Source organism: Roseovarius atlanticus, from assembly GCF_019802205.1.
GTDB lineage: Bacteria > Pseudomonadota > Alphaproteobacteria > Rhodobacterales > Rhodobacteraceae > Roseovarius > Roseovarius atlanticus_A.
In genome coordinates this window covers 550,713-573,937 of record NZ_JAHVHQ010000002.1, presented here as the reverse complement: position 1 = coordinate 573,937, position 23,225 = coordinate 550,713, and the positions used below count along the sequence as shown (strand labels likewise).

The window sequence follows — 23,225 nt, the reverse complement described above, 5'->3', positions numbered from 1 at the left end:
AAAAATACCCTGTTGCGTCGTGGGTCGAGACACTTAGTATTCTTGCCACAAACAGGGAGAGAGAACCAATGAACAAGATGATCGGAGCCGGCGTCACCGCCGCGCTGTCCTTTGCGTTTGCCGGAGAAGCCTTGGCCGTCGAATGGAACGTGTCCGTCTGGGGCAAGCGCCGTGCCTTCACCGAGCATGTCGAGAAGCTGGCCGAGCTGGTCGCGGAAAAGACCAATGGCGAGTTCACCATGAACGTCAGCTATGGCGGTCTGTCGAAGAACAAGGAGAACCTTGACGGGATTTCCATCGGTGCCTTCGAGATGGCGCAATTCTGCGCCGGCTATCACCCCGACAAGAACCGCGTGATTACCGTGCTGGAGCTGCCGTTCCTGGGTGTCAGCAACCTCGATGAAGAAGTCGCCGTGTCCACCGCCGTTTACAACCATCCGGCCGCCGCCGAGGAGATGGCGCAGTGGAATGCCAAGCTGCTGATGACCTCGCCGATGCCGCAATACAACCTTGTCGGCACGGGCGAGCCGCGCGACGAACTGGCCGATTTCGAAGGGATGCGGGTGCGCGCCACCGGCGGTCTTGGCGAGGCGTTCAAGGCCGTCGGCGCGGTGCCCACCTCGGTGACCGCGACCGAAGCCTACCAGGCGATGGAATCGGGTGTCGTCGACACGGTGTCGTTCGCGCAGCACGCGCATCTGAGCTTTGGCACGATCAACCAGGCGGACTGGTGGACGGCCAACCTGAACCCCGGCACGGTGAACTGCCCGGTGGTGGTGAACATCGACGCCTATGAAGGGCTGAGCGACGAACACCGCGAGGCGCTGGACAGCTCGGTGCCCGAGGCGCTGGACCACTACCTGGCCAATTATGCCGAGCTTCTGAAGCGCTGGGACAGCGTTCTGGAGGAAAAGGGCGTCGAGAAGGTGATGATCGACGACAGCGTGAAGGAAGAGTTCAAGGCGCAGGCTGCGGACCCCGCGCGCGAAGCCTGGATCGAGGAAATGGAAGCGCAGGGCCTGCCGGGCCAGGAGCTGTATGACCTCGTGCAGAGCACGCTGGAAGAGCAACGCGCGTCGAACTGAGCGCGGCTGGCCGTCCGGGGGCCGACCCCGGACGGCTTTTCTAAAAAGGGTGCCGAGCATGGTCGTAGAAGTGAATCAACAGCCGCTGATCATTCTTCTGAAGGTCACTGACCCGGACGGTCAGAAGATCCATTCCGAGGAATATCGCATCCCGGCCACCGCCTATGCGCCGCCGATCCCGGATGTGGGGCAGTCGTGGAACCTGTGGGTCGACGGCAAGAACTGGCCCTGCATCGTGCTGAAGAAGACGGTGACCACCAGCTTTGGCGGCAAGGGGCTGGGCACCACCCTGAGCATCGCCGTGGAACGGACAGAGTAGGGCATGGCGGGGGCTTCGACCGTCCTGAGCGACAGCAGCCTGCTGAGCCGGCTGGACCGCGCGCTGCTGCCGGTGGAGCGGTTCATGGCGCTGTTGAGCGGGATCGCTGCATTTTCCCTCATGTTTCTGGCAGCTTACTCGGTAGGTGGGCGCAAGTTCTTCGACGCGCCGCTGGCGGGGTACGTGGATTACATCGAGGTGTTGATGCCGCTGATCGCGATCATGGGCATCTCTTACGTGCAGCGCGAGGGCGGGCATATCCGCATGGATATCCTGATCGGGAACCTGCATGGTCGCCTGCTTTGGCTGCTGGAATTCGTCACGGTTCTGCTGGTGCTGGTTCTGATGATCGCGCTGGTCTGGGGGGCCTGGGCGCATTTCGACCGCTCCTTCGATTGCGCAAGGCCCTTGTGTTCGCGCGACAGCACGATCGACATCGGACTGCCGGTATGGCCTGCGAAACTGGTCGTCCCGGTCGCGTTCGGCGTGCTGGTGCTGCGCCTGATCCTGCAGGCGGTGGGATATGCGCGTGCGTTCGCGCTTGGCCTCGAGCGGCCCGTGGCGGTGCCGCTGACGCTGTCGGTGGCCGAGCAGGCCGCGCTTGAGGCCGAACAACTGGAAGGGCGCGACTGATGGATCCGATCACCATCGGGCTGTGGACCACCGGATTCATGCTGGTGATGGTGGTCATCGGGATGCGCGTGGCCTTTGCGGCGGGGCTTGCGGGCTTTGTCGGGCTGATCGTCATCTTCTGGTCCAAGAAGGATTTCGGCGGCGAGGATTTCTGGTGGGCGTTGACGGTGGCGGTCAAAACCGCGGGGCAGGTGCCGCATTCCAAGGTGTCGGCGAACGCACTTTCCCTGATCCCGACCTTCATCCTGATCGGGTACCTGGCCTATTACGCCGGCCTGACACGCGCCCTGTTCGAGGCCGCCAAGCGGTGGATCGCCTGGGTGCCGGGGGGCCTGGCCGTGTCGACGGTGTTCGCCACTGCCGGTTTTGCGGCGGTGTCGGGGGCGTCGGTGGCCACGGCGGCGGTGTTTGCCCGTATAGCTATCCCCGAAATGCTTAAGATTGGGTATAACAAACAGTTCGCTGCCGGCGTCGTGGCCGCCGGGGGGACGCTGGCCAGCCTGATTCCACCCTCGGCCATCCTGGTGATCTATGCGATCATCGTGGAGCAGGACGTGGGCAAACTGCTGCTTGCGGGGTTCATCCCCGGCGCGTTCTCGGCGCTGGTCTATGCGGCGTTGATCATCGGGATCGCGCTGATCTTCAAGTCCGTGGGGCCGCCGGTGGGCGGGTTCACGTGGCGCGAGAAATTCGCCTCCTTGCCCTCTGCGCTGCCGATCGTGGCGGTGGTCGTGATCATCATCTTCTTCGTCTACAACCCCTTTGGCGATGCCTGGGGCACGCCCACCGAGGGCGGCGCGGTGGGGGCGTTCATCGTGTTCCTGATGGCGCTCTGGCGCGGCATGCGGCTGCGCGAGTTGAAATCGGCGCTGATCGAGACCGCGAAGCTGACGGTGATGATCTTCACCATCATCTGGGGCGTGCTGATTTACGTGCGATTCCTGGGGTTTGCGGACCTGCCGGGGGCGTTTGCCGACTGGATCACCTCGCTGACCGTGTCGCCGATGCTGATCCTGATCTGCATCCTGCTGGCCTATGCCGTGCTGGGCATGTTCATGGACGCGATCGGGATGTTGCTCTTGACGCTGCCGGTGGTCTATCCGGCGGTCATGGCGCTGAACGGGGGCGAGTTCGTCAGCGTCGAGGACAGCGCCTTTGGCATGTCGGGCGAGATGTGCGCGATCTGGTTCGGGATCCTGGTGGTGAAGATGGCGGAGTTCTGTCTGATCACGCCCCCCATCGGCCTCAACTGTTTCGTGGTGGCGGGCGTGCGGCCGGACCTGAGCGTGCAGGACGTGTTCAAGGGGGTGATGCCGTTCTTTATCGCGGATGCGGTGACGATCGGGCTGCTGGTGGCGTTTCCGATCATCGTGCTGTGGCTGCCGGGATTGGCGTAGGCCTGCGAATCACTTGGTTAATCAGGGGTTTGGCCGAAAAATCCCGTGTCGGTATCGCGTCGGTATCCGAGTGGTATTCCGACGGTGCGATTTTTTCCGGCCTCCGGTGTTAACGGATCGGGCGTTGCTCCCCGCGGCTCGCGTGGCGATTTGAGTATTTTTGGCAAGAAAAAGCCGGGGTGGTCTAGCCGCGGCAGAGGCTGCGCGCGGTGGCGAGGATAGACTCCGCCGAAGGCATCGTGGCGGCGTAGGCCGGGCCGGTGGCGATGAAGCTGTCGGTGGCGGTGAGGCGGCTGTGGGGGATGTCCGTATGCTCGGTGAAGAGCGCCATCAGCCCCTCGGCCACGCCGCCCGAGTGGCGGGTCTCGTCCACGATCAGGATGCGTTTGCATCCCTTCACGGCGTCCAGCAGGGCCGGGCCGGGGAGCGGTGAGAGCCAGCGGAGGTCGATGACCCGGGTCTTGATGCCGTCGGCGTCCAGTTTGGCTTGCGCCTGGCGCGAGAGGTGGTGGCCGTTGCCGAAGGTGACGATGGCCAGATCGGTGCCGTCGCCATGCTGGCCGACCTGGCCGAGGGGAATGGTCTCGGACGGGTCGGGATAGGGGGTGAGCCAGGCGTTGTCGCCGGCCTCGGTGAGGTCGCGCATGGGGTAGAGGGCGATGGGTTCGAGGAAGACGACGAGGCGCTGTTCCTCGCGCGCGAGCCGAACGCATTCGCGGAGCATCATGGCGGCGTCGGCGCCGGTGGAGGGGCAGGCGAGGATCAGGCCGGGAATGTCGCGCAGGACGGCGATGGAATTGTCGTTGTGGAAATGCCCGCCGAAGCCTTTCTGGTACCCCAGCCCCGCGATGCGGAGGACCATGGGGTTGGTGTATTGACCGTTGGAGAAGAAGGGCAGGGTCGCGGCCTCGCCGCGCAGCTGGTCCTCGGCATTGTGGAGATAGGCGAGGAACTGGATTTCGGGGATCGGCAGGAAGCCGTTATGGGCCAAGCCAAGCCCGAGGCCGAGGATCGAGGTCTCGTCCAGCAGGCTGTCGATCACGCGGGCGGGGCCGAAGCGGTTTTGCAGCTTTTGCGTGACGCCGTAGACGCCACCCTTGCGGCCCACATCCTCGCCCATGCAGACGATTTCGGGGTGGGTGAGCATGAGGTCGGTGAGCGCCCAGTTGATGTGGCGCGACAGGATCTGCGGCTCGTCCATCGCCTTGAGGTCGGGGCCGAAGGCTGCGGCGCGGGCCTCGGGCGTGGGGCCGTTGGTGGGGGCGCATTCGCGTTTCGGCGGGATGAGGGACGCCATGACGTCCTGCGCGGTTTGCAGGCGGGGGCGGGTGGCGGCGTGGTTGCAGGTCTTTTCGACCTCGGCGCAGGTGTCGGTGTAGAGGGTGCGGGCGTCCTGCGGGGTCAGGATGCCGGAAGTGTCCAGAAGGCGGACGGAATGCAGGAGGGGGTCGTTGGCCTCGTCGGCCTCGACCTCGGATTTGGGCAGGTAGGTGGTGGGCACGTCGGCGCCGGCATGACCATAGAGCCGGACGGTGCGGATGTGCAGGAAGACCGGCTGGCGGTGGGTGCGGGCGTGGTGGGCGGCGCGTTGGGCGGTGGCAAAGGTGTCGTAGATGTCCAGCCCGTCGCAGGCCATGTAGGTCAGGCCCGGGCGGTGCGCGAAATTGGCGGCGATCCAGCCCTTGGGGGTCTTGACCGAGATGCCGATGCCATTGTCCTCGCACACGAAAAGCATTGGCAGGGGCACGTTCTGGTAGGCGGTCCAGGCGGCGGTGTTGAAGGCGGCCTGGGCGCTGGCGTGGTTGGCCGAGGCATCGCCGAAGCTGGCCATGACGATGCTGTCGCGGGGGAGTTGCTCGTGTTCCGGCGCGTGGCGGCGGGCGAGGCCGAGGGAATAGGCGGTGCCGACGGATTTGGGCAGGTGGCTGGCGATGGTGGAGGTCTGGGGCGGGATGTTGAGCGCTTTCGACCCCAGCACCTTGTGGCGGCCGCCGGAGATGGGATCCTCGGTGGAGCAGGCGAAGGAGAGGGCCATGTCCGTGGCGATGTCCTCGTGCCCGGTTTGCAGGGCGCGGGCGATCTGGAAGGCGGCGTCGCGGTAGTGCAGGAACGCCATGTCTGTGGGGCGCAGGGCGGCGGCGACGGCGGCCATGCCTTCGTGGCCCGAGGAGCCGATGGTGTAGTAGCCCTGGCCGGCCTTTTGCATGACGCGGGCCTGGGCATCGAGCGCGCGCGAGAGGCATTGGGCGCGGAAGATCAGCTTGGCGGTGTCGGGGTCGAGCGGGCCGGAGGGGTCGCGGCCCGGGGGCAGGTCGCCCGCGGCGGTGCGGGACAGGAAATTATCGTGCACGATCCGGGCGCGGTCCATGGGCGGTCTCCTTCTTTTGTGAGGGAAGGCGTAGCCAAGCCGCTGCGGAAAGGGAAGGGTCAGGTGCCGGGATCGTGGCGGGCGACGCCGCCGATGGCCGTGGTCAGGTCGGTCGCGGCCTGCATCACGGCGGCGCTGAGCCGGTCGATATCGCCGGTGCCGACGCGGCTGGTGGGGCCGGAGACGGAGAGGCCCGCGACGGGCTCGTTGTTGAAATCAAAAACCGGGGCGGCGATGCAGCGCATGCCGATGTTCTTTTCCTCGCCGTCGATGGCATAGCCGCGCGACCGGGTGAGCGCGAGTTCGCTGCGCAGGGCATCCGCGTCGGTGATGGAATGTTCGGTATAGGCGGTGAGGGGCTGATTGGTCAGCAGGCGGGAGAGGCGGGCGTCATCCATTTCGGCCATCAGCGCCTTGCCGATGCCCGAAGCGTGCATCTGCGAGAGCGTCCCGGGGGGGAAGAAGGCGCGGATGCTGGCATGGGTCTCGACCTGGCTGACGAAGAGGACCTGGCCGGATGTCTCGACGCCCAGGTTGGCGGTTTCGCCGGTGACTTCCATCAGGCGGCGCAGCACGGGGCGGGCGCGTTCGACGAGCGTGGTGCGGCGCAGGAAGCGGGCGCCGATGATGAAGGCCTGCGCACCGATATGCCAGGCCTGTTCCTCGGGGTCGAATTCCACCAGGCCGCGCGTCTCCAGCGTGACGAGCACGCGGTAGAGGGTGGCGGGTGACTGGTCCATCTCGGTGGCGAGTTCCGAGAGCGCCTTGCCCTGGTGCTGGCTGACGTAATCGAGCACCTCCATCGCGCGGTCGAGGGACTTGATCGTGTTCTGATCGGTCTTGTCGTCCCAACCGCGGGGGCGGCCACGGGCACGTTTGGGGGAGGGATTCGGAGTGGCCATGACGTGCCTCAAACATTTTTGAAATATTACTTCACGTTATGAAAAATATAAGAGTCTGACAAGTCTAAATAAAATCAGCCTGCCTAAAAATGAAAAATGATTTCAAAAAAATTTTCAAGCGGGCACGAGGTCTGTACACAAGGGGTGAGTTTTGGAGGAGAGATCCATGAGTTTTCAAAATCCGGTGTTCATTCCCGGCCCGACCAACATTCCCGAGAGCCTGCGCAAGGCGTGCGACATGCCGACGATCGACCATCGCTCGGCGCTGTTCGGGGACATCCTGCATCCCGCGCGAGCAGGCGTTCAAAAGGTGCTGAAGTCGAAGAATGCGGAAGTGTTCATCTTTCCGTCGACCGGCACGGGCGGCTGGGAGACGGCGCTGACCAACACGCTGTCGCCGGGCGACAAGGTTCTGGTGGCGCGCAACGGGATGTTCAGCCACCGCTGGATCGACATGTGCGAGCGGCATGGCCTTGACCTGACCATCGTCGAGACGCCGTGGGGCGAGGGCATTTCCGCCGCGCGCTATGGCGAGATCCTGGAGGCCGACAAGGGCCGCGAGATCAAGGCGGTGCTGGCCACGCATAACGAGACGGCGACCGGCGTGAAGTCGGATATCGGCGCGATCCGCACCGCGATGGATGCCGCAGGGCACCCCGCGATGCTGTTCGTCGATGGCGTCAGCTCGATCGGGTCGATGGATTTCCGCATGGACGAGTGGGGCGTGGACGTGGCCGTGACCGGCTCGCAGAAAGGGTTCATGCTGCCCGTGGGGCTGGCCATCGTGGGGTTCAGCGAAAAGGCGATGGAGGCGACGAAGAGCGCCGGACTGCACCGGACGTTCTTTGACGTGCATGACATGCTGAAGGGCTATGCCAACAGCGCCTATCCCTATACGCCCGCCGCCGGTCTGATGAACGGGTTGAAAGTGTCGTGCGACATGCTGCTGGACGAGGGGCTGGAGGCGGTCTTTGCCCGTCATACCCGGATCGCCGACGGTGTCAGGGCGGCGGCGCAGGCGTGGGGCCTGCCGCTGTGCGCCAAGTCGCCCGAGGTTTACTCGGACACGGTAAGTGCTATCTGTACGCCCGATGGGTTCAACGCGACCGACATCGTGACTCATGCCGCCGATGCCTATGGCATGGCGTTCGGCGTGGGGCTGGGTGAGGTGGCCGGCAAGGTGTTCCGGATCGGCCACCTTGGCAGCCTGACCGACGCGATGATGATCTCGGGCCTTGGCGTGGCCGAGATGTGCATGGTCGACCTGGGCCTCGACATAGAACTGGGTTCGGGCGTGGCCGCGGCACAGGACGTGTGGCGCAAGCGCCCGGCCCTGGCAAAGAAGGATGCCGCGTGATGAAAGACGGAGCGGAGATGTATATCCCCACATACCAGGACATGCTGGACGCGCACGAGCGGATCAAGCCGCATATCAACCGGACGCCGGTGCTGCGGTCTGACTACCTGAACGAGCTGACCGGCGCCGAGCTGTTCTTCAAGTGCGAGAACTTCCAGGAGCCGGGGGCCTTCAAGGTCCGTGGCGGGTCGAACGCCGTGTTCGGCCTGAGCGACGAGCAGGCGGAAAAGGGTGTGGCGACGCACTCGTCCGGCAACCACGCGCTGTGCCTGAGCTATGCGGCGGGGCGGCGGGGCATCCCGTGCAACGTGGTGATGCCGCGCACCGCGCCGCAGGCCAAGAAGGACGCCGTGCGGCGCTATGGCGGGACGATCACGGAATGCGAGCCGTCCACGTCGAGCCGCGAGGCGGTGTTTGCCGAGGTGCAGGAAAAGACCGGCGGCGAGTTCGTGCATCCCTATAACGACCCGCGCGTGATCGCTGGGCAGGGGACGTGTTCGAAAGAGTTCATGGAGCAGGTCGATGGCCTCGAGATGATGGTGGCGCCGATCGGGGGCGGCGGCATGGTTTCGGGCACCTGCCTGACGCTGTCGACCCTGGCGCCCGAGGTGAAGATCATCGCGGCCGAGCCGGAGCAGGCGGACGACGCCTATCGCAGCTTCAAGGCGGGGCATATCATTGCCGACGACGCGCCGGATACCATCGCGGACGGGCTGAAAGTGCCGCTGAAGGACCTGACCTGGCATTTCGTGTCGAACCACGTGAGCGAGATGTATACCGCGAGCGAGGAAGAGATCGTCGACGCGATGAAGATCACGTGGAAATACCTGCGGATCGTAATGGAGCCCAGCTGTGCCGTGCCGCTGGCGGTGATCCTGAAGAACCCCGACGCCTTCAAGGGCAAGCGCGTGGGCGTGATCGTGACCGGCGGGAACGTCGACCTCGACAAGCTGCCGTGGATGAGCGCGTGATCCCTTTGCACCCGGTTGCGGTTTCCGATAGGAAACTTACGTAGACGATATGAGCCGGCAGGGCGGCGTGGCCCTGCGTGACAAAGACATTCATGGATAGGGAGAGATCCGATGAAAGACATGAGCAATCTCGACGATTTCGAAGTGGGCTTCGACATTCCGGCCAAGCCGGGCATGGACGAATCCGAGATCCAGACGCCCTGCCTGGTGCTGGACCTCGACGCGCTGGAGCGTAACATCAAGAAGATGGGCGACTATGCCAAGGAACACGGCATGCGCCACCGCACCCACGGCAAGATGCACAAGTCCGTGGACGTGCAGAAATTGCAGGAACAGCTGGGCGGCGCGTGCGGCGTCTGCTGTCAGAAGGTCTCCGAGGCCGAGGTGTTCGCCCGTGGCGGAATCAAGGACATTCTGGTGTCGAACCAGGTGCGCGACCCGGCCAAGATCGAACGGCTGGCCAAGCTGCCGAAGCTGGGCGCGCGGACGATCTGCTGCGTCGATGACCTGGCCAACGTGGACGACCTGTCGGCGGCGGCGCAGAAGCACGGCACCGAGATTGAGTGCCTCGTGGAGATCGACTGTGGCGCGGGGCGCTGCGGTGTGACCACGACGCCGGAAGTGGTGGAGATCGCCAAGGCGATCGACGCGGCGCCGGGGCTGAAGTTCACCGGCATCCAGGCCTACCAGGGCGCGATGCAGCACATGGACGATTACAACGACCGCAAGGAAAAGATCGACATCGCCGTGGCGATGGTGAAGGACGCGGTCGACACGCTGAAGGCCGAAGGGCTGGACTGCGACATCGTCGGCGGTGGCGGCACCGGGTCGTATTACTTCGAATCGAACTCGGGCGTGTATAACGAGCTGCAATGCGGCTCCTACGCGTTCATGGACGCCGATTACGGCCGCATCCTGGACAAGGACGGCAAGCGGATCGACCAGGGCGAGTGGGAGAACGCGTTCTTCATCCTGACCTCGGTCATGTCCCACGCCAAGGCGGACAAGGCGATCGTCGACGCCGGTCTGAAGGCGCAGTCGGTGGACAGCGGCTTGCCGGTGGTGTTTGGCCGGGATGACGTGGAATACATCAAGTGCTCGGACGAGCATGGCGTGGTGAAGGACCCCGGCGGCGCGCTGAAGGTCAACGACAAGCTGAAGCTGGTGCCGGGCCACTGCGACCCCACCGCCAACGTGCATGACTGGTACGTGGGTGTGCGGAACGGCAAGGTGGAAACCGTCTGGCCGGTGTCGGCCCGCGGCCACGCATACTGAACCCAATTCTTCCTGTGGACTGTCGGGGTTGGCATTTCGCTGACCCCGCTTTTTTGAAAGGCCCCCAAACATGATCATTGTTCCCGAGCGCGAGATTGCAGACCTGATGACGCGGGAGGCGGCGTTCGATGCCGTGGAAAAGGTGTTCGCCGCGATGGCGGCGGGTGATGCGTACAACTTTCCCGTCGTACGCGAGGCGATCGGGCACGAGGATGCGCTTTACGGCTTCAAGGGCGGGTTCGACAAGGCGGGCCTGACGCTGGGGCTGAAGGCCGGGGGCTACTGGCCCAACAACCTGGAAAAGCGGGACATCATCAATCACCAGTCGACGGTGTTCCTGTTCGATCCCGATACCGGCAAGGCCAAGGCAATGGTGGGGGGCAACCTTTTGACCGCGCTGCGCACCGCCGCGGCATCCTCTGTGTCGATCAAGCACCTGGCGCGCAAGGATGCCAAGGTGATCGGCATGGTCGGCGCAGGGCATCAGGCGACGTTCCAGCTGCGTGCGGCGCTGGAGCAGCGGGCGTTCGAGAAGGTGATCGGCTGGAACTATCACCCCGAGATGCTGCCCAATATCGAGAAGGTCGCGAAAGAGGCCGGCGTGGCCTTTGAGGCGGTGGAACTGGAGGGCATGACCGAGGCGGATGTGATCATCTCGATCACCTCGTCCTTTGACGCGACGCTGATGGCCGATCACGTCGGTGCGGGCTGTCACGTGGCCTGCATGGGCACCGATACCAAGGGCAAGCAGGAGGTCGAGGCGGCGCTGTTGCAAAAGGCGACGGTGTTCACCGACGAGGTGGCGCAGTCGATCAGCATCGGCGAGGCGCAGCACGCGGTGGGCGAGGGCCTGATCACCGAAGGCGACGTGCACCAGATCGGCGCGGTGATCAACGGCACCCATCCGGGACGGACGAGCGATGACGAAATCACGCTGTTCGACGGCACCGGCGTGGGCTTGCAGGACTTGGCCGTGGCGGCGAGTGTCGTGGACCTGGCGGTGGAGCAGGGCCGCGCCATCGAAGTGGATTTCTGAGGCGCGAGCCCAGACAAATGAACCTGAAGGAAGGCGCGGAGGCTGCTCCGCGCCTTTTCTTATGGGGGGTGTCCCTTGCGGCGCCCTGGCCGAACGAGGTCACGCGGCTACCTTGGGGGACGCCGGACCCACAGGACGCCGCTTGAGCCTGCCGAAGGGGAAAGGCCTAGGCGACTTCGGAGACGTTGCCGGAGATCCCGTCGGTATCGTCCGCGTCTTCAAGCCGGTCGAATTCCACGTAGAACGTCGATCCGACGCCAAGGGCGCTGACATATCCGATGCGCGCGTCGTGGTGTTCGACGATCTGCTTGGTGATGTTGAGGCCAAGGCCGGTACCGCCGACCTTGCGCACGTCGGAGGAGTCGATCTGGCTGAACTTGCCGAAGACGCGCTCCTCGGCGTTTTCGGGGATGCCCGTGCCCTTGTCCTCGACCGAGATGCGGACGCGGCTTGCGACGTTTTCGACACGCACCTTCACCGCGCCATTCTCCTTGGAGAACTTCAGGGCGTTGGACAGAAGATTGTTCATAACCTGGATCAGCCGTTTCTGGTCGCCCATGATGTAACATTCGCCCTTGCAGCTTTGCATCTCGAGGCTGATCCCGAGCATGCTGGCATAGCCCGAGATGGAATCGACGGCCTCGCGGGCGAGGTCGTTCGCGCAGATCGGCTGCAGGTTGAAGCGGATTTCGCCGGCTTCGATCTTTTGCAGGTCGAGCAGGTCGTCGATCAGGTTGGCCAGCCGGCGGCTGTTCTTGGTGGCTATCTCGATGACGGGTTTGAAGTTCTGGGGAATGTCTCCCAGAACGCCGTTGTTCACCAGTTCGAGCGAGCCGATGATCGAGGTAAGCGGCGTGCGCAATTCGTGGCTGACCGTGGAGAGGAACTGGGATTTCACCTCCAGCGCCGCCTTGGTGCGGTCGTGCTCTTCCTCCATCAGTTTCATCTGTTTCAGCCGTTCCTGGTAGCCGCGATAGAATTTCGCGGAGATGTCGCCGATGAAAAACAGCACGAACACGATCGTGAAGAACTGGAGCCAGATCGGGGACGTGATCGGCGGCGCGTACCTCACCACGTCCAGGAACGCGATGAAGAGAAACGTGATGCCATAGATCGACAGGCGCAGGATCAGGATGCCGATCATCTGGCTGTTGTGCATCGCCGCGAAGAGTGACGCCGAGAACAGGAAGAACAGCGAGGTGAACTGGCCCCCCGTGGTTTGCTGGACGGCGATGTTGGCGATGAAGACGCTGATCGCCAGGGCGCTGACGGCCGTGTTGATGGCGATGGCCGTCAGGAGTTTCCGACCGAGAACGGGGTCCTTGCCATCCCAGGCCTTGGCCCGTGCGCCGAGGATCTGGTCGAGGATCTCGGTCAGGACGACGATGCCGTAGCACGCGAAGATCGAGACCGGATCGAAATAGAACGCGGCCAGGAAGGCCGCCGTGAAGAAACTGGTTTGCCTTTGCCAGATCAGTTCGTTGGCCAGGGTCAAATAGTCCTTCATCCGCTGTTCGCGGCCTTGCGAGGAGAACCAGTCTGTCGGCGAGGACCAAGTCCTTAGTAGCGTTCTCATGATTGCCTCTGTCGCAACACGGATTGTTTCGACCTACAGCCCCTATTTGTTTAAATTCTGCCCTTAATCGGGCAGAAAGCGGTATTTCGTCGAACAATCCAAGGCAGACCGGATCGGACGCGTTTTCCCTAAATGCAGTTCACTCGTTAAAAAGAACGCGGGCCGGGCACTGGGACCTTCGCAGCCTGCGGTTCGCCCGGGCGGCGAAAGGTCAAGTCATGCCGCCTCGGAGCTGCCCGATTTGGACGCGGCGTAGACGCCGGAGAGGGACGGGAACTGGATGTTCGCGTGCGGTATATCCTCGATCGGGCCGAAGACCGGCGTGCGGGCCAGGACCTTTTCCCGCTGCTCTTTGAAATCGGCCGTCAGAAGCTGTATCGGCTTGGCCAGGCCGGGATAGCTGCGCGGCTCGAGCGCGGGTTCGTAGCCCAGGTAGCGACGGTAGAACGCCGTGTGCTCGGCGCGTACCGGGGCCAGGGCCAGGTCGACGTCGTAGAAGATCGACGCGAGAAACGGGATCCGCAGCGTCAGGAAGTTCAACGGGATGCGTTGCCGGCGTGCCGATGACGAGATCACGAAGCGGGTCGGGTCGAGGATGGTTCTTTCCTGCTTGAGCTCGTCCAGAAGTTCCGGAAAGACCTCGAGGGTCGGTGATTTCCAGCACAGTTTCGACAGCAGGTGAAGCCGGACCGCCGCCAGCATCGTGCCGTCGATCCTGACCGCGACATGCACGCAGTTCTCGGTTTCGTCGAACGCGTCCGACATCCTCTTGTCCGCCCTTGCGGACACGGTGTTTTCGGCGCGGTAACACGTGTATCTCAGGCGATAGAGTTCTTCGAGATCGTCGTCGTCCGTGAGAACGGAGTAACGCGCCGGCTTGAGCGCTTCGATGACTTGCTCGTACATGGGCTTTCCTTAAATGCTGCGGTTTTCAGTGCGCGGCGCGGCACACCAGAAGGTCGCTGTAGTCGCGATAGACGGATCGTTGGTCGAGGATCTCGAAGCCTGCCGCCGTGACGGCCGACGCAATCTCTGCCGGGGTGTGGGTCCAGTACGTGCCGTTCATCTGGGCCTTGAAGATCGCCTGGTTCTGCTTGGCGATCTGCCGGGCCTGCCAGAATATTTCCAGCGTCCGGATGAGCCCGTGTTCCTTCTTGAGCGTGGTGAACAGGTACCGGCGCCAGTCCTGCACATCCATCGGACGGCCGAGATCGACGAGAAAGAGCAACCCGCCCGGACGCAGCATCCGGCGGATGTCGACCAGCCGTTGCCGCGGGTCGGGCATGGCATAGAGCGAATGCACGCTGATGACGAGATCGGCCTTTTCCGGCGCCTCGGCGCGTTCCAGGCCGACATTCTGGTAGGTGACGTTCTTGCGGGCGGCCAGTTTCGCCCGCGCGGCCTGCATCATGCCGGGATCGGGTTCCACCAGGCAGATGCCGCTGCCGGGGCAGAGGCGTGCCGCGATCTCGGTATAGTTTCCGGTTCCGCCGCCCACATCGTAGATGATCCCGGGCGTCTCGATTCCGGACAGGAAGTCCTCGAACTCCTGCATCAGGGCCTTATACTCTGGGTTGTGCTTCGACAGCAGGTCGTAGGCCGCTGCGTAAGCGCTCCAGTCGGCATTCGACGCAGGGTCGGGACGCTTGACTTCACCATAGTTCACAACTGACCTGTCCTTCCGAATATGCCTGAGAGGGGGAGCGCGGGGCCTCCAAGCTTTTTGCGGAAACAATCGCAAACCAATAATTACATTAGTAAATTGTTAATATGTCAGCACGATATTGCAACCCATAAGCGCAACAGCGGGTTGAATTAGTTCATATTGTTTCCATTTCAGGTTAATCCTGAGGCAGATCAGCCACATCAGGCGGTCGCTGTTGGCGGACATGCTCGGCGCGCCTGGCACCGCCGGTCGCTGCTTTCCGACGATCATCATCCTATAGGTGTATTTCATGGCCCGTTGGGCATCGCCCGGGCGCGGTCTGTCGCGCCCGTGGCGTCACGCTGGCGCAACGGTGGCCGGCGTTTTCGCGCTTGTCCGATGCGCCATCGCCCGAGTGTGGCGGGTATATGGCGGAGACGTCGGACTTGCAGGAGAAATGTCCCGATTCTGACAAAAAACGACCCGATTCGTCGGCGAAACCCCCTGCCATGACGCGCTGAAGCGCGAGAATCGTGGAGATGTCATGCTGGTTTCGCTAAATTTTGATGGTTCAGTCGATCTGGACCTGGTTGCGCATTTCCTTGGCATTGCCACGCATGACAACATCAATGCTGCCCCTTCACGGCCTGCGACAGCCCGCACGGCGCCGTTCAGCCCGCTGGATTTCGGGCCTCGGCCAGCCCCGGCGCTCCTGGGGGAGCAAAAACACCTTAAAGTTGTCTTAATTTAGCCGATTTCCAACCGCTTACTAGGTGTCAAGTGGTAATACGCGCAACCGAAAGCAACAGGTCCCGGAACCGCTTGGCCTGTTGGGAGCGATGAAAATGCATCTACTTGCTGTAGACGACGAACCGACAATCCTGGAGCTGCTTCAGCTGATCATCCAGACGCTAGGGGATCATACCGTGATCACCGCGACCTCTGCCGCAGAGGCGCTGGAGTTGTTGGACAACCCGGAGACCCCGGCGATAGATTGTTTCCTGGTCGACATCCAGATGCCGGACACCGACGGTGTTTCGCTGTGCCATACCTTGCGGTCGAAGCCCGAGTATCAGCTGACGCCGATCCTGATGCTGACCGCGATGACCGATAAGTCGTATATCGACCGGGCCTTCGCGGCAGGCGCCAGCGACTATATCACCAAGCCGTTCGATATCGACAACCTGCGCGGCCGCATCCAGCTGATTGGCGACATGTCCAAGAACAACCGGCAGGCCGTCATCAGCGCCAAGCCCAGGAACGAGGTGATCCCGGAGGATTCGACCACGCTGGCCCTGCACGAACCGATTTTCGTCCAGGACGTGGACGGGTGCATCACGTATCTCGCGATGGAGAACTACGTGTCGCTGATGTCGAGGAAAAAGCTGTTCGGCTCTTCCATCATCGGGTTCACCATCCGCAACATCGAAGAGCTGCACCGGACATCCACGCGGTACGAATACGAGTGCATCGTGACCGATGTGGCCGAGGCGATCTCGGTCGCGCTGGAAGAGTTCGGAGCGCTGATTTCCTATGCCGGGAACGGCACGTACCTGTGCGTTTTGGAGTGCGGATCGCAACTGAAGCCGGATACGCTGGCGGACCAGGTGAACCTGATCATGCGCCGCATGGACCTGTATTCCAACGACGGGTCGCCGATCAATGCGTTCGTGTCGGCCGGGGAGCAGGTTCGCCTGGTCTGGAAGTCCGGCCAGAGCGCGGTGGATGCCCTGGCGCAGGCGCATGAAAGCGCGGAGCGCGCAAGCGGTCGGCATGCGCGCAACCTCGAAGACTTCTGGTACGACAAGCACAGCATGAACATCTAGCCCGCGTCGGCCAGCACCGGCGGAGGCCGGGGCCGGCAACGGGCGATGTTTCGGGATGCGGCAGGGCGATGAAGATCATCGCCCTGACCGTTTTTTGTCAGTCGCCTTCGGCGACACCCTTGGCGCGGGCCGCCGCGCGCCGCGCGCGGTAGCTGGGCAGGATCACCAGGAGCGCGGCGAGCACCAGCAGCGCCAGCGTCATCGGGCGTTCGATGATGAAGCCCATGCCGTCGTAGAGCTGCATCGAGCGGGCGAAGTTGTCCTCCATCATCCGGCCGAGGATGAACCCGATCAGCAGCGGCGCCAGCGGATAGTCGGCGAATTTCAGCGCCGTGGCGCAGATTCCGAAGCCGACGAGGATCAGCAACTCGGTCGCGTTGTTCTGGCCGATATAGGCCCCCATCAGGGTGAAGAACAGGATGAACGGGATCAGGTAGTTGCGCGGAATGCTCAGCACCTTGGCGATGTAGGGGATCAGCGGCAGGTTCAGAACCAGCAGCACCAGGTTGCCGATGAACATCGACATGATCACCGCCCAGAACACCTGTGGCTCGTCCACCATCAGGCGCGGGCCGGGCGTGACGTTGAGCGCGATCAGCGCGCCCAGCAGGATCGCCGTGGTGCCGGACCCCGGAATGCCCAGCGTCAGCAGCGGCACGAAAGACCCGGTGCACGCCGCGTTGTTGGCCGTTTCCGGTGCGGCGAGGCCTTTGACCGATCCCCTGCCGAACTCGTACTGTTCCTCCTTGGTGGCGAGGTTGCGCTCGACCGCGTAGCCCAGGAAGCTGGCGATGGTGGCGCCGGCACCGGGAAGCACGCCGATGAAGAAGCCCTGCAGCGACTGCCGCCCGATGACGGGCGCGATGGCGCGCCCTTCCTTGCGGGAGATGCGCAGGTTCTCGATCTTGCCGCCGCCGTCGCCGCCCATGTCCTTTTTCTTGAGCACGAGAAACAGCGCCTCGGGCAGGGCGAACATGGCCATGGCCAGCGTGATGAAGCCGAAGCCCGATTGCAGGTCCATCATCCCCATGGTGAAGCGCGGCATGTTGAAGAGCGCCCCTTCGCCCACGGTTGCCATGATCAGGCCGAGCAGGGTCATCAACACCGCCTTGGCCACCTGGCCCGTGCCGGCAAAGGCCGCGATGGCCGACAGGCCCACGACCATCAGCGCGAAATACTCTGCCGAGTGGAACAGGAGCGCCACGGAGGACAGGGCGGGCGCGAAGATCATCAGCAGGATCGCCCCGATCGTGCCGCCGGCGAAGCTGGAAATCGCGGCGATGGTCAGTGCCTTTCCCGCCTTGCCCTGGCGCGCCATCGGATAGCCGTCGAAACTGCTGGCCACGGTGCCTGCGACCCCCGGCGCGTTGAGCAGGATCGACGAGGTCGAGCCGCCGAAGATCGCGCCGTAATAGACGCCGGCCAGCAGGATCAGCGCCGCCGAGGGGTCGCCCATGGAAATGGCGACCGGGATCATGATGGCGATGATCGACATCGGGCCCAGGCCGGGCAACATGCCGATGAAGGTGCCGATCAGGCAGCCTGCGATGACCATCAGCAGGTTCTGGATCGAAAGGGCCGTTTGCAGGCCGATAAGAAGTCCTTCGAGCATCGGTCAGCCTCCTTACATGAAATAGGGCAGCGGGCTGAGGAAGATCCCCAGAACCCGGTCGACGAGGTACCAGACGATGCCGGTGGCAAAGACCGCGACGGGGATCAGGATGTGGAGCTTGCGTTCGCCCAGCACGATGCCGCCAATGGACAGGAAGCCGACGGTCGACAGCAGGAACCCGGCGGGCCTCAGGAAGATCGCGTAGGCCACCATCAGGCCCAGCAATGTCAGTGCCTGGAAGATGTGGTAATCGCCGAGACGCCGATAATCGATCTCGGGCTTGGCGGACCGTTCGGGCGGCGCCTCGAACCCCAGCACGATCACCAGCGAGGTGAGAATGGCCAAGACCGACAGGACCTTGGGAAAGGTCGACGGCCAGATGGGATTGCGCTGCATGAAGGGCGGCAGGAGGTCGTCCATGGTGAAGAACGCGGCATAGGCATAGACCGATGCGACGCACAGGATGACGAAGGCGATCCAGCGATCGAGGGCCATGTCATGTCTCCTTCGGTTGGTTCGTGTTGCTGCAGGACAGCCGGGATCCAGGATCGCCGTTATGGGCGGTTGCCCGGCACGCGTCCGGCAATGCGAAAGACGGGTATCGAGGGTCGAGGTGTCGCGGGCGGCGCAGGTCGGGTCCGAGCGGACGGGGGACCTTGCGGTTTTTCCGCGTTCCGGGAGCCATGGCCCGGAGACGCGCGAGGGGATGGTCCCCTCGCGCGGACCCGTCGAAGTCAGAGGAAGCCCAGCTTCTTCATCAGGTCACCGATCTGCTTTTCCTGGTTTTCCAGGAAGGTCTGGAAGTCGTCACCCGAGTTGTGGATGTTGACCCAGCCGTTGCGCGCGCGCACGGTTTCCCATTCCTCGGTGTCGTACATCTTGGCAAGCGCGTCCTGGTATTGCGCCAGCTTTTCCTCGGGCAGGCCCGGGGCGCCGAAGAAGCCGCGCCAGTTGACGAAGGTGGTGTCGATGCCCTGTTCCTTCATCGTGGGGGCGCTGTCATAGGCCGGGACGCGTTCGTCGGACGTCACGCCGATGATCTTGACCTCGCCTGCCTCTGCCAGCGCCACGGCCTCGGAGAAGCCGGTCGACAGGGCCGCGATTTCGCCCGAGAGCAGCGCCGCCATGGCCTTGCCGCCCGCGTCGTAGGGGATGTATTTCATCTGAAGCGGGTCCTGGCCGGCCGCTTCCATCGTCATCGCGGCCACAAGGTGATCCATGCTGCCCGGCACGGACCCGCCGCCGATGGCGGTGGCGTTTGGATCGTCCGCGAACCTGGTGACCAGGTCTTCCATGGTGTCGATGTCGCTGTCGGCGTGGACCACGAGGGCTGCGTAGTCGCCGATGGTGCCCGCGACCAGCGTCAGGTCGCGGAAGCTTTGCGGGAAGACGCCGGTGAGCGACCGGATGATGATCGGGGTCGAGTTGACCATCAGTGTGTCGTGATTGCTCTCGGCATTCTCGATCAGGTAGTTGAGCGCCTTGCCGCCGCCGCCGCCAGACAGGTTTTCGTAGGACGCGGTGCCGACCAGGCCGGACTTCGTCAGGGCCTCGCCCGTGCCGCGCGCGGTGCTGTCCCATCCGCCACCGGCGCCGCCGGGGATCAGGAAGTGGACGCTGTCGAGCACCTGGGTGTCGTCGGCGAGGGTCGGTCCGGTGAATGCAACAGCGGCCGCCGCCGCCAGCGCCATGCGCCGGGTCATTTCAAGTGTCAGCATTATCTCCTCCATTCATGCTGTTATTTTCTCGATGCCGTCCTTGCTACCGTCTCAACCTGTCGTGAAGCTGTCATGCCGGGCCCATGGGCGCGGGGGGCTTCAGATGGCTGGAATTTCTTTCAGAATTGGCGGATGCTGCGGGCAGGGAGGTACAATAGCGGAGATGCGTCTGCTTCTGGTGGAAGATACCGCTGACGTGGCGGATGCCATTGTCGCGAGCTTTGCGAATCGCGGCGATGCGGTCGATCACGCAGGGTCGGTCGAAGAGGCCGCGGACGTGCTGGCGGTGCAGGATTACGACGTCATCATCCTTGATATCGGCCTGCCCGACGGGTTGGGCACGGACATTCTTGCAAGCCTTCGGGATCGGGGCAAGCCGACGCCGGTGCTGATGCTGACCGCGCGCTCGGACATCGAGGACCGGGTCGCCGCGCTCGACAAGGGGGCGGATGACTACCTGATAAAGCCCTTCGACCTGCGCGAGTTGCACGCCCGCGTCCGGTCGATGTTCCGACGGCAGGACATGGACCGCTCGGGGCGGATCGAGTTCGGGGATATCACCTTCGATCCGGCAGGCCTGACCGTGGAGGTCAAGGGCAGCCCGGTTTCGCTGGCCCGGCGCGAGTTCAACGTGCTGGAGATCCTGCTGGCGAACCGAGAGCGCGTGGTGACGAAGGACACGCTGCTTGAACGTCTGTATTCCTTCAACAGCGAAGAGGTCAGCCCGAACGCCGTCGAACTTTATGTCGGGCGGTTGCGCAAGAAGCTGTGCGACAGCCGGATCACGATCAAGACGCTGCGGGGGCTTGGCTACCAGATGGTCGATGGAGAGTAGGGCGCGGAGCGGCACGCGGCTGACCGGGTCCCTGAGCTTTCGGCTCGGCGTGGCGCTGGCGGTGGTGCTTGCCATCGGCGGCGTGGCGGTGTCACTGGCGGCCTATGCCTATGGCCGAAGCGCGGCGCAGAATTCGTATGACAGGCTGCTGGTCGGGGCGGCCAACCAGATTGCCGGGTCGCTGAGGCTGCGTGGCGGCGAGATCATGGTCGATATCCCGGTCTCGGCCTTCGATCTGCTGTCGCTGGCACCGAGGGACCGCGTGGTCTATGCCGTGTTCGATGACCGGGGGCAGCTGATCACGGGGTATGACGCCGTGGCCCCGCCGGACGGGGACGACGAGTTTTTCGGCGGCAGCTTTGCCGGTGAGCCGGTGCGCTATGCGCATGTCAGGCGGCTGATCTCGGAGCGGTCGTTCCTGGGTGCGGTGGACGTGGTGGTCGGCCAGACCATCGAGGCGCGCCGGGACCTGGCGCAGCAGGTCACGCGAAACGCGCTGGTGGCCGTGGCGGCGGCCGGCCTGGTGATCTCGGGGCTGGCCTTCCTGGCGGTGAACTCTGCCCTGCGCCCGCTGCGCCGGCTGGAGCGTGATGTCGCGGCACGTTCGAGCCGCGACCTGACGCCGGTGGATGTCGAGGTGCCGCAGGAGATTGCCAGCCTGGTGGCGGCCCTGAACCGCTTTATCGGGCGGATCGACCGTCAGTTGCGGATCATGCGCACGTTGATTGCCGACGCCTCGCACCAGTTGCGGACCCCGATCGCGGCGCTTCGGGCGCAGGCCGAACTGGCGCGAGAGGCGCCGGATGCCGAAGAAATGAGGCGTATCGTCGAGAGGATCCACGATCGATCGCGCAACCTGAGCCAGTTGACCGACCAGCTTTTGAATCACGCGATGATTATTCACCGTGCAGACAGTGTCGAACTGACGTCGGTGGATCTGCGGGTGGTGGCCAGCGAGGCCGTCGCGCAGTTCGATCAGACGCTGACAGGCGCCGAACTCGAAGTGCGGATGGATCTGCCCGAGGAGCCGATGATCTGCGACGGCGACGCCTTGTCGTTGGTCGAGGCCTGCAAGAACCTGATCAACAATGCCGTCGCCTATGGCAAGCCGCCGATCACCGTGTTCGTGGAAGATGCCGGCGCGACGTTCCGTCTTGGGGTGCGCGACCGGGGCGACGGGATGGCCGAGGAGATGTGGGCGGATGCGGGCTCGCGCTTTGCCAAACGGTCCGGCGTGTCCTCGACCAGTGCCGGGCTGGGGCTGTCGATCGTCAGCGCCGTGGCGCAGGCGCATCGCGGCCGGATGAAGATCCGTCGCCCCGCCGACGACCGCTTCGAGGTTTTCGTGGAGCTTCCGAAAGTCAGCGAGGTGGAGGCATGAAGCCGATCGGCCTGCTGCTCGCGATGATGCTGGCCGGCGCGGCGGTGGCCCAGCCGGCGCCCGAAGCCGTGAAATCCTATGGCCCGGACGATGCCGGGCGCCGTCTGCTGGTGCGCGGCACGACCGACATCGCCCGGTTCGAGACGGTGATGGACCTTTTCGCGTCCCGCCGCGGCGATACGCGCATCGATTACGAGCAATGGGGGTCGAACGACCTGTTCGAGGTGACCGTGGCGGATTGCCGGGAGGGCGTCGAGGCCGCCGACATGGTGATCAGTTCGGCGGTCGACCTTCAGTTCAAGCTGGCCAATGACGGATGCGCCAGGGCGCATCGGTCGGCCGCGACGGCGCGTCTGCCGCAGGTCGCCAACTGGCGTGACGAGGTGTTCGGCATCACCCGCGAACTTGCCGTGATCGTCTATAACAGGCGCCTGATCGACGATGCGGAGGTGCCGCGATCCCGGTTCGACCTGATCGACCTTTTGCGGCCCGATGACAGCCGGTTTCGCGGCCGGGTCGCCACCTACGATATCGAAGCCTCGGGGCTGGGGTACCTTTTCGCCTTTGCGGATGCGCAACAGGCCACGACGTTCGGCAGCCTGATCGAAGCCTTCGGGCGCAGCGGGGCGGTGGCCACCTGCTGTTCGGCCGAGATCATCGACGGGGTGGCCGACGGCACCTACCTGATCGCCTATAACGTCCTGGGCTCCTATGCGCTGGCGCGGGCCGAGCGGAACCCGGACATCGTCGCCGTGGCACCGGACGATTACACGCTGGTTCTGGCCCGCGCCGCGTTGATCCCCCGCCTGGCCGCCGAGCCGGACCTGGCGGGCGCGTTCCTGGATTTCCTGCTGTCCGAGGCCGGGCGGTCGGCGCTGAGATCGGCGCAGCTGATCGTGAGCACCGAGGAGGGTGGACCCGAGTACCTGCGGCTGCCGGACACCGCGGAAACGAGTTTCCGGCCCATTGCCTTGACGCCGTCTCTGCTGGTGGGGCTCGACCGGCACAAGCGGCGGGATTTCATCGCGCTCTGGCGGTCGACCTTTCCCAATGAAGGGGGTGCCGGGGTGACGCCGGAATGACCGCGACCGCCGCGGCAGGGGCGGCTGAGGGCCGGGACGGTCACGATCACGGCGGGGTCGGCGCGGGAGGGTGGCGGTGGTGGCCGGAGTGCCCAAACCTTGGGCCATCTTGCGACGCGGTGCGGTCGCGTGACAGGCATTTGCGGTTTGCTATGGATAAACTGAACGGAAGGGTTTACGAAGCGGGCCTAGTTAAGACATCGCGGT

Annotated in this window: 21 protein-coding genes; 12 read left to right on the top strand and 9 right to left on the bottom strand. The window is 64.0% G+C overall.

Annotated features, from left to right (window positions below):
- Positions 1 to 68: 68 nt before the first annotated feature.
- Genes KUV49_RS02950 through KUV49_RS02935 form a run of 4 tightly spaced genes read left to right on the top strand, consistent with a single transcriptional unit; the run spans position 69 to position 3,434 of the window.
- Positions 69 to 1,085 carry a C4-dicarboxylate TRAP transporter substrate-binding protein gene (locus KUV49_RS02950; RefSeq protein WP_222451542.1) on the top strand — a complete coding sequence of 339 codons (1,017 nt, stop codon included), beginning with the start codon at positions 69 to 71 and terminating at the stop codon, positions 1,083 to 1,085.
- A gap of 58 nt (positions 1,086 to 1,143) precedes the next feature.
- Positions 1,144 to 1,404: a hypothetical protein gene (locus tag KUV49_RS02945; RefSeq protein ID WP_152490846.1), complete on the top strand. Its 261-nt coding sequence runs from the start codon at positions 1,144 to 1,146 to the stop codon at positions 1,402 to 1,404.
- Positions 1,405 to 1,407: 3 nt separating this feature from the next.
- Positions 1,408 to 2,037 carry a TRAP transporter small permease subunit gene (locus tag KUV49_RS02940; protein ID WP_222451541.1) on the top strand — a complete coding sequence of 210 codons (630 nt, stop codon included), beginning with the start codon at positions 1,408 to 1,410 and terminating at the stop codon, positions 2,035 to 2,037.
- The gene (locus tag KUV49_RS02935; RefSeq protein ID WP_152490848.1) at positions 2,037 to 3,434 is read left to right on the top strand and encodes a TRAP transporter large permease; all 1,398 of its coding nucleotides are present in this window, start codon (positions 2,037 to 2,039) and stop codon (positions 3,432 to 3,434) included. Before KUV49_RS02940 ends, KUV49_RS02935 begins: the two co-directional genes overlap by 1 nt.
- 184 nt (positions 3,435 to 3,618) lie before the next feature.
- Here KUV49_RS02935 and KUV49_RS02930 read toward each other — a convergent pair whose 3' ends face one another.
- Together KUV49_RS02930 and bhcR are read right to left on the bottom strand one after the other, a co-directional pair.
- Positions 3,619 to 5,802: a dehydrogenase E1 component subunit alpha/beta gene (locus KUV49_RS02930; protein WP_222451540.1), complete on the bottom strand. Its 2,184-nt coding sequence runs from the start codon at positions 5,800 to 5,802 to the stop codon at positions 3,619 to 3,621.
- 59 nt (positions 5,803 to 5,861) lie between these two features.
- Positions 5,862 to 6,704, bottom strand: a complete 843-nt coding sequence (bhcR, locus tag KUV49_RS02925; protein WP_222451539.1) for an HTH-type transcriptional regulator BhcR — start codon at positions 6,702 to 6,704, stop codon at positions 5,862 to 5,864.
- Between the two features lie 166 nt (positions 6,705 to 6,870).
- Between bhcR and bhcA the strand changes: the two genes are divergently transcribed.
- From bhcA to bhcD, 4 genes are all read left to right on the top strand, one after another.
- Positions 6,871 to 8,061, top strand: a complete 1,191-nt coding sequence (gene bhcA, locus KUV49_RS02920; protein WP_222451538.1) for an L-aspartate--glyoxylate aminotransferase BhcA — start codon at positions 6,871 to 6,873, stop codon at positions 8,059 to 8,061.
- Entirely contained in the window at positions 8,061 to 9,032 is a 972-nt protein-coding gene (gene bhcB / locus KUV49_RS02915) for a beta-hydroxyaspartate dehydratase BhcB (protein WP_222451537.1), read from the top strand. The genes bhcA and bhcB overlap by 1 nt, the downstream gene beginning before the upstream one ends.
- A gap of 111 nt (positions 9,033 to 9,143) precedes the next feature.
- The gene (gene bhcC, locus KUV49_RS02910) at positions 9,144 to 10,307 is read left to right on the top strand and encodes a 3-hydroxy-D-aspartate aldolase BhcC (RefSeq protein ID WP_222451536.1); all 1,164 of its coding nucleotides are present in this window, start codon (positions 9,144 to 9,146) and stop codon (positions 10,305 to 10,307) included.
- 70 nt (positions 10,308 to 10,377) lie between these two features.
- Complete coding sequence (gene bhcD / locus KUV49_RS02905) at positions 10,378 to 11,343, top strand: iminosuccinate reductase BhcD (protein WP_222451535.1); 966 nt, start codon at positions 10,378 to 10,380, stop codon at positions 11,341 to 11,343.
- 166 nt (positions 11,344 to 11,509) lie between these two features.
- On the opposite strand, the gene KUV49_RS02900 is transcribed toward bhcD, so the two are convergent.
- The 4 genes from KUV49_RS02900 to KUV49_RS02885 form a co-directional block, all read right to left on the bottom strand.
- Positions 11,510 to 12,850, bottom strand: a complete 1,341-nt coding sequence (locus KUV49_RS02900) for a sensor histidine kinase (protein WP_261391451.1) — start codon at positions 12,848 to 12,850, stop codon at positions 11,510 to 11,512.
- Positions 12,851 to 13,135: 285 nt separating this feature from the next.
- Positions 13,136 to 13,825, bottom strand: coding sequence for an N-acyl amino acid synthase FeeM domain-containing protein (locus tag KUV49_RS02895; RefSeq protein WP_222451533.1), 690 nt, complete (start codon positions 13,823 to 13,825; stop codon positions 13,136 to 13,138).
- Positions 13,826 to 13,850: 25 nt separating this feature from the next.
- Positions 13,851 to 14,585, bottom strand: a complete 735-nt coding sequence (locus KUV49_RS02890; protein ID WP_315899540.1) for a class I SAM-dependent methyltransferase — start codon at positions 14,583 to 14,585, stop codon at positions 13,851 to 13,853.
- 99 nt (positions 14,586 to 14,684) lie between these two features.
- Positions 14,685 to 14,876: a hypothetical protein gene (locus KUV49_RS02885; protein WP_222451532.1), complete on the bottom strand. Its 192-nt coding sequence runs from the start codon at positions 14,874 to 14,876 to the stop codon at positions 14,685 to 14,687.
- A 533-nt stretch (positions 14,877 to 15,409) separates the two neighbouring features.
- Between KUV49_RS02885 and KUV49_RS02880 the strand changes: the two genes are divergently transcribed.
- On the top strand, positions 15,410 to 16,390 hold the full coding sequence (locus KUV49_RS02880; protein ID WP_222451531.1) for a response regulator: 981 nt from the start codon (positions 15,410 to 15,412) through the stop codon (positions 16,388 to 16,390).
- A gap of 97 nt (positions 16,391 to 16,487) precedes the next feature.
- On the opposite strand, the gene KUV49_RS02875 is transcribed toward KUV49_RS02880, so the two are convergent.
- The 3 genes from KUV49_RS02875 to KUV49_RS02865 all read right to left on the bottom strand — a co-directional run bounded on the left by KUV49_RS02875 (position 16,488) and on the right by KUV49_RS02865 (position 19,720).
- The gene (locus KUV49_RS02875) at positions 16,488 to 18,002 is read right to left on the bottom strand and encodes a tripartite tricarboxylate transporter permease (RefSeq protein ID WP_222451530.1); all 1,515 of its coding nucleotides are present in this window, start codon (positions 18,000 to 18,002) and stop codon (positions 16,488 to 16,490) included.
- Between the two features lie 12 nt (positions 18,003 to 18,014).
- Positions 18,015 to 18,497, bottom strand: a complete 483-nt coding sequence (locus KUV49_RS02870; RefSeq protein ID WP_222451529.1) for a tripartite tricarboxylate transporter TctB family protein — start codon at positions 18,495 to 18,497, stop codon at positions 18,015 to 18,017.
- Between the two features lie 239 nt (positions 18,498 to 18,736).
- Positions 18,737 to 19,720 (bottom strand): tripartite tricarboxylate transporter substrate binding protein, encoded by a 984-nt coding sequence (locus KUV49_RS02865; RefSeq protein WP_222451528.1) that lies wholly within the window; start codon positions 19,718 to 19,720, stop codon positions 18,737 to 18,739.
- 163 nt (positions 19,721 to 19,883) lie between these two features.
- Between KUV49_RS02865 and KUV49_RS02860 the strand changes: the two genes are divergently transcribed.
- From KUV49_RS02860 to KUV49_RS02850, 3 genes are read left to right on the top strand one after another with little or no spacing between them, the layout of a single operon-like run.
- Positions 19,884 to 20,555, top strand: coding sequence for a response regulator transcription factor (locus KUV49_RS02860; protein ID WP_222451527.1), 672 nt, complete (start codon positions 19,884 to 19,886; stop codon positions 20,553 to 20,555).
- Entirely contained in the window at positions 20,527 to 21,936 is a 1,410-nt protein-coding gene (locus tag KUV49_RS02855) for a sensor histidine kinase (protein WP_222451526.1), read from the top strand. Before KUV49_RS02860 ends, KUV49_RS02855 begins: the two co-directional genes overlap by 29 nt.
- Positions 21,933 to 23,018, top strand: coding sequence for an ABC transporter substrate-binding protein (locus tag KUV49_RS02850; RefSeq protein ID WP_261391452.1), 1,086 nt, complete (start codon positions 21,933 to 21,935; stop codon positions 23,016 to 23,018). Before KUV49_RS02855 ends, KUV49_RS02850 begins: the two co-directional genes overlap by 4 nt.
- Positions 23,019 to 23,225 lie beyond the last annotated feature (207 nt).

What these genes read in the sequence shown, in the direction of transcription:
- KUV49_RS02950 (WP_222451542.1), top strand. Translation starts at nt 69, where the DNA reads ATGAACAAGATGATCGGAGCCGGCGTCACCGCCGCGCTGTCCTTTGCG.
- KUV49_RS02945 (WP_152490846.1), top strand. Translation starts at nt 1,144, where the DNA reads ATGGTCGTAGAAGTGAATCAACAGCCGCTGATCATTCTTCTGAAGGTC.
- KUV49_RS02940 (WP_222451541.1), top strand. Translation starts at nt 1,408, where the DNA reads ATGGCGGGGGCTTCGACCGTCCTGAGCGACAGCAGCCTGCTGAGCCGG.
- KUV49_RS02935 (WP_152490848.1), top strand. Translation starts at nt 2,037, where the DNA reads ATGGATCCGATCACCATCGGGCTGTGGACCACCGGATTCATGCTGGTG.
- KUV49_RS02930 (WP_222451540.1), bottom strand. Translation starts at nt 5,802, where the DNA reads ATGGACCGCGCCCGGATCGTGCACGATAATTTCCTGTCCCGCACCGCC.
- bhcR (WP_222451539.1), bottom strand. Translation starts at nt 6,704, where the DNA reads ATGGCCACTCCGAATCCCTCCCCCAAACGTGCCCGTGGCCGCCCCCGC.
- bhcA (WP_222451538.1), top strand. Translation starts at nt 6,871, where the DNA reads ATGAGTTTTCAAAATCCGGTGTTCATTCCCGGCCCGACCAACATTCCC.
- bhcB (WP_222451537.1), top strand. Translation starts at nt 8,061, where the DNA reads ATGAAAGACGGAGCGGAGATGTATATCCCCACATACCAGGACATGCTG.
- bhcC (WP_222451536.1), top strand. Translation starts at nt 9,144, where the DNA reads ATGAAAGACATGAGCAATCTCGACGATTTCGAAGTGGGCTTCGACATT.
- bhcD (WP_222451535.1), top strand. Translation starts at nt 10,378, where the DNA reads ATGATCATTGTTCCCGAGCGCGAGATTGCAGACCTGATGACGCGGGAG.
- KUV49_RS02900 (WP_261391451.1), bottom strand. Translation starts at nt 12,850, where the DNA reads ATGAAGGACTATTTGACCCTGGCCAACGAACTGATCTGGCAAAGGCAA.
- KUV49_RS02895 (WP_222451533.1), bottom strand. Translation starts at nt 13,825, where the DNA reads ATGTACGAGCAAGTCATCGAAGCGCTCAAGCCGGCGCGTTACTCCGTT.
- KUV49_RS02885 (WP_222451532.1), bottom strand. Translation starts at nt 14,876, where the DNA reads ATGAAATACACCTATAGGATGATGATCGTCGGAAAGCAGCGACCGGCG.
- KUV49_RS02880 (WP_222451531.1), top strand. Translation starts at nt 15,410, where the DNA reads ATGCATCTACTTGCTGTAGACGACGAACCGACAATCCTGGAGCTGCTT.
- KUV49_RS02875 (WP_222451530.1), bottom strand. Translation starts at nt 18,002, where the DNA reads ATGCTCGAAGGACTTCTTATCGGCCTGCAAACGGCCCTTTCGATCCAG.
- KUV49_RS02870 (WP_222451529.1), bottom strand. Translation starts at nt 18,497, where the DNA reads ATGGCCCTCGATCGCTGGATCGCCTTCGTCATCCTGTGCGTCGCATCG.
- KUV49_RS02865 (WP_222451528.1), bottom strand. Translation starts at nt 19,720, where the DNA reads ATGCTGACACTTGAAATGACCCGGCGCATGGCGCTGGCGGCGGCGGCC.
- KUV49_RS02860 (WP_222451527.1), top strand. Translation starts at nt 19,884, where the DNA reads ATGCGTCTGCTTCTGGTGGAAGATACCGCTGACGTGGCGGATGCCATT.
- KUV49_RS02850 (WP_261391452.1), top strand. Translation starts at nt 21,933, where the DNA reads ATGAAGCCGATCGGCCTGCTGCTCGCGATGATGCTGGCCGGCGCGGCG.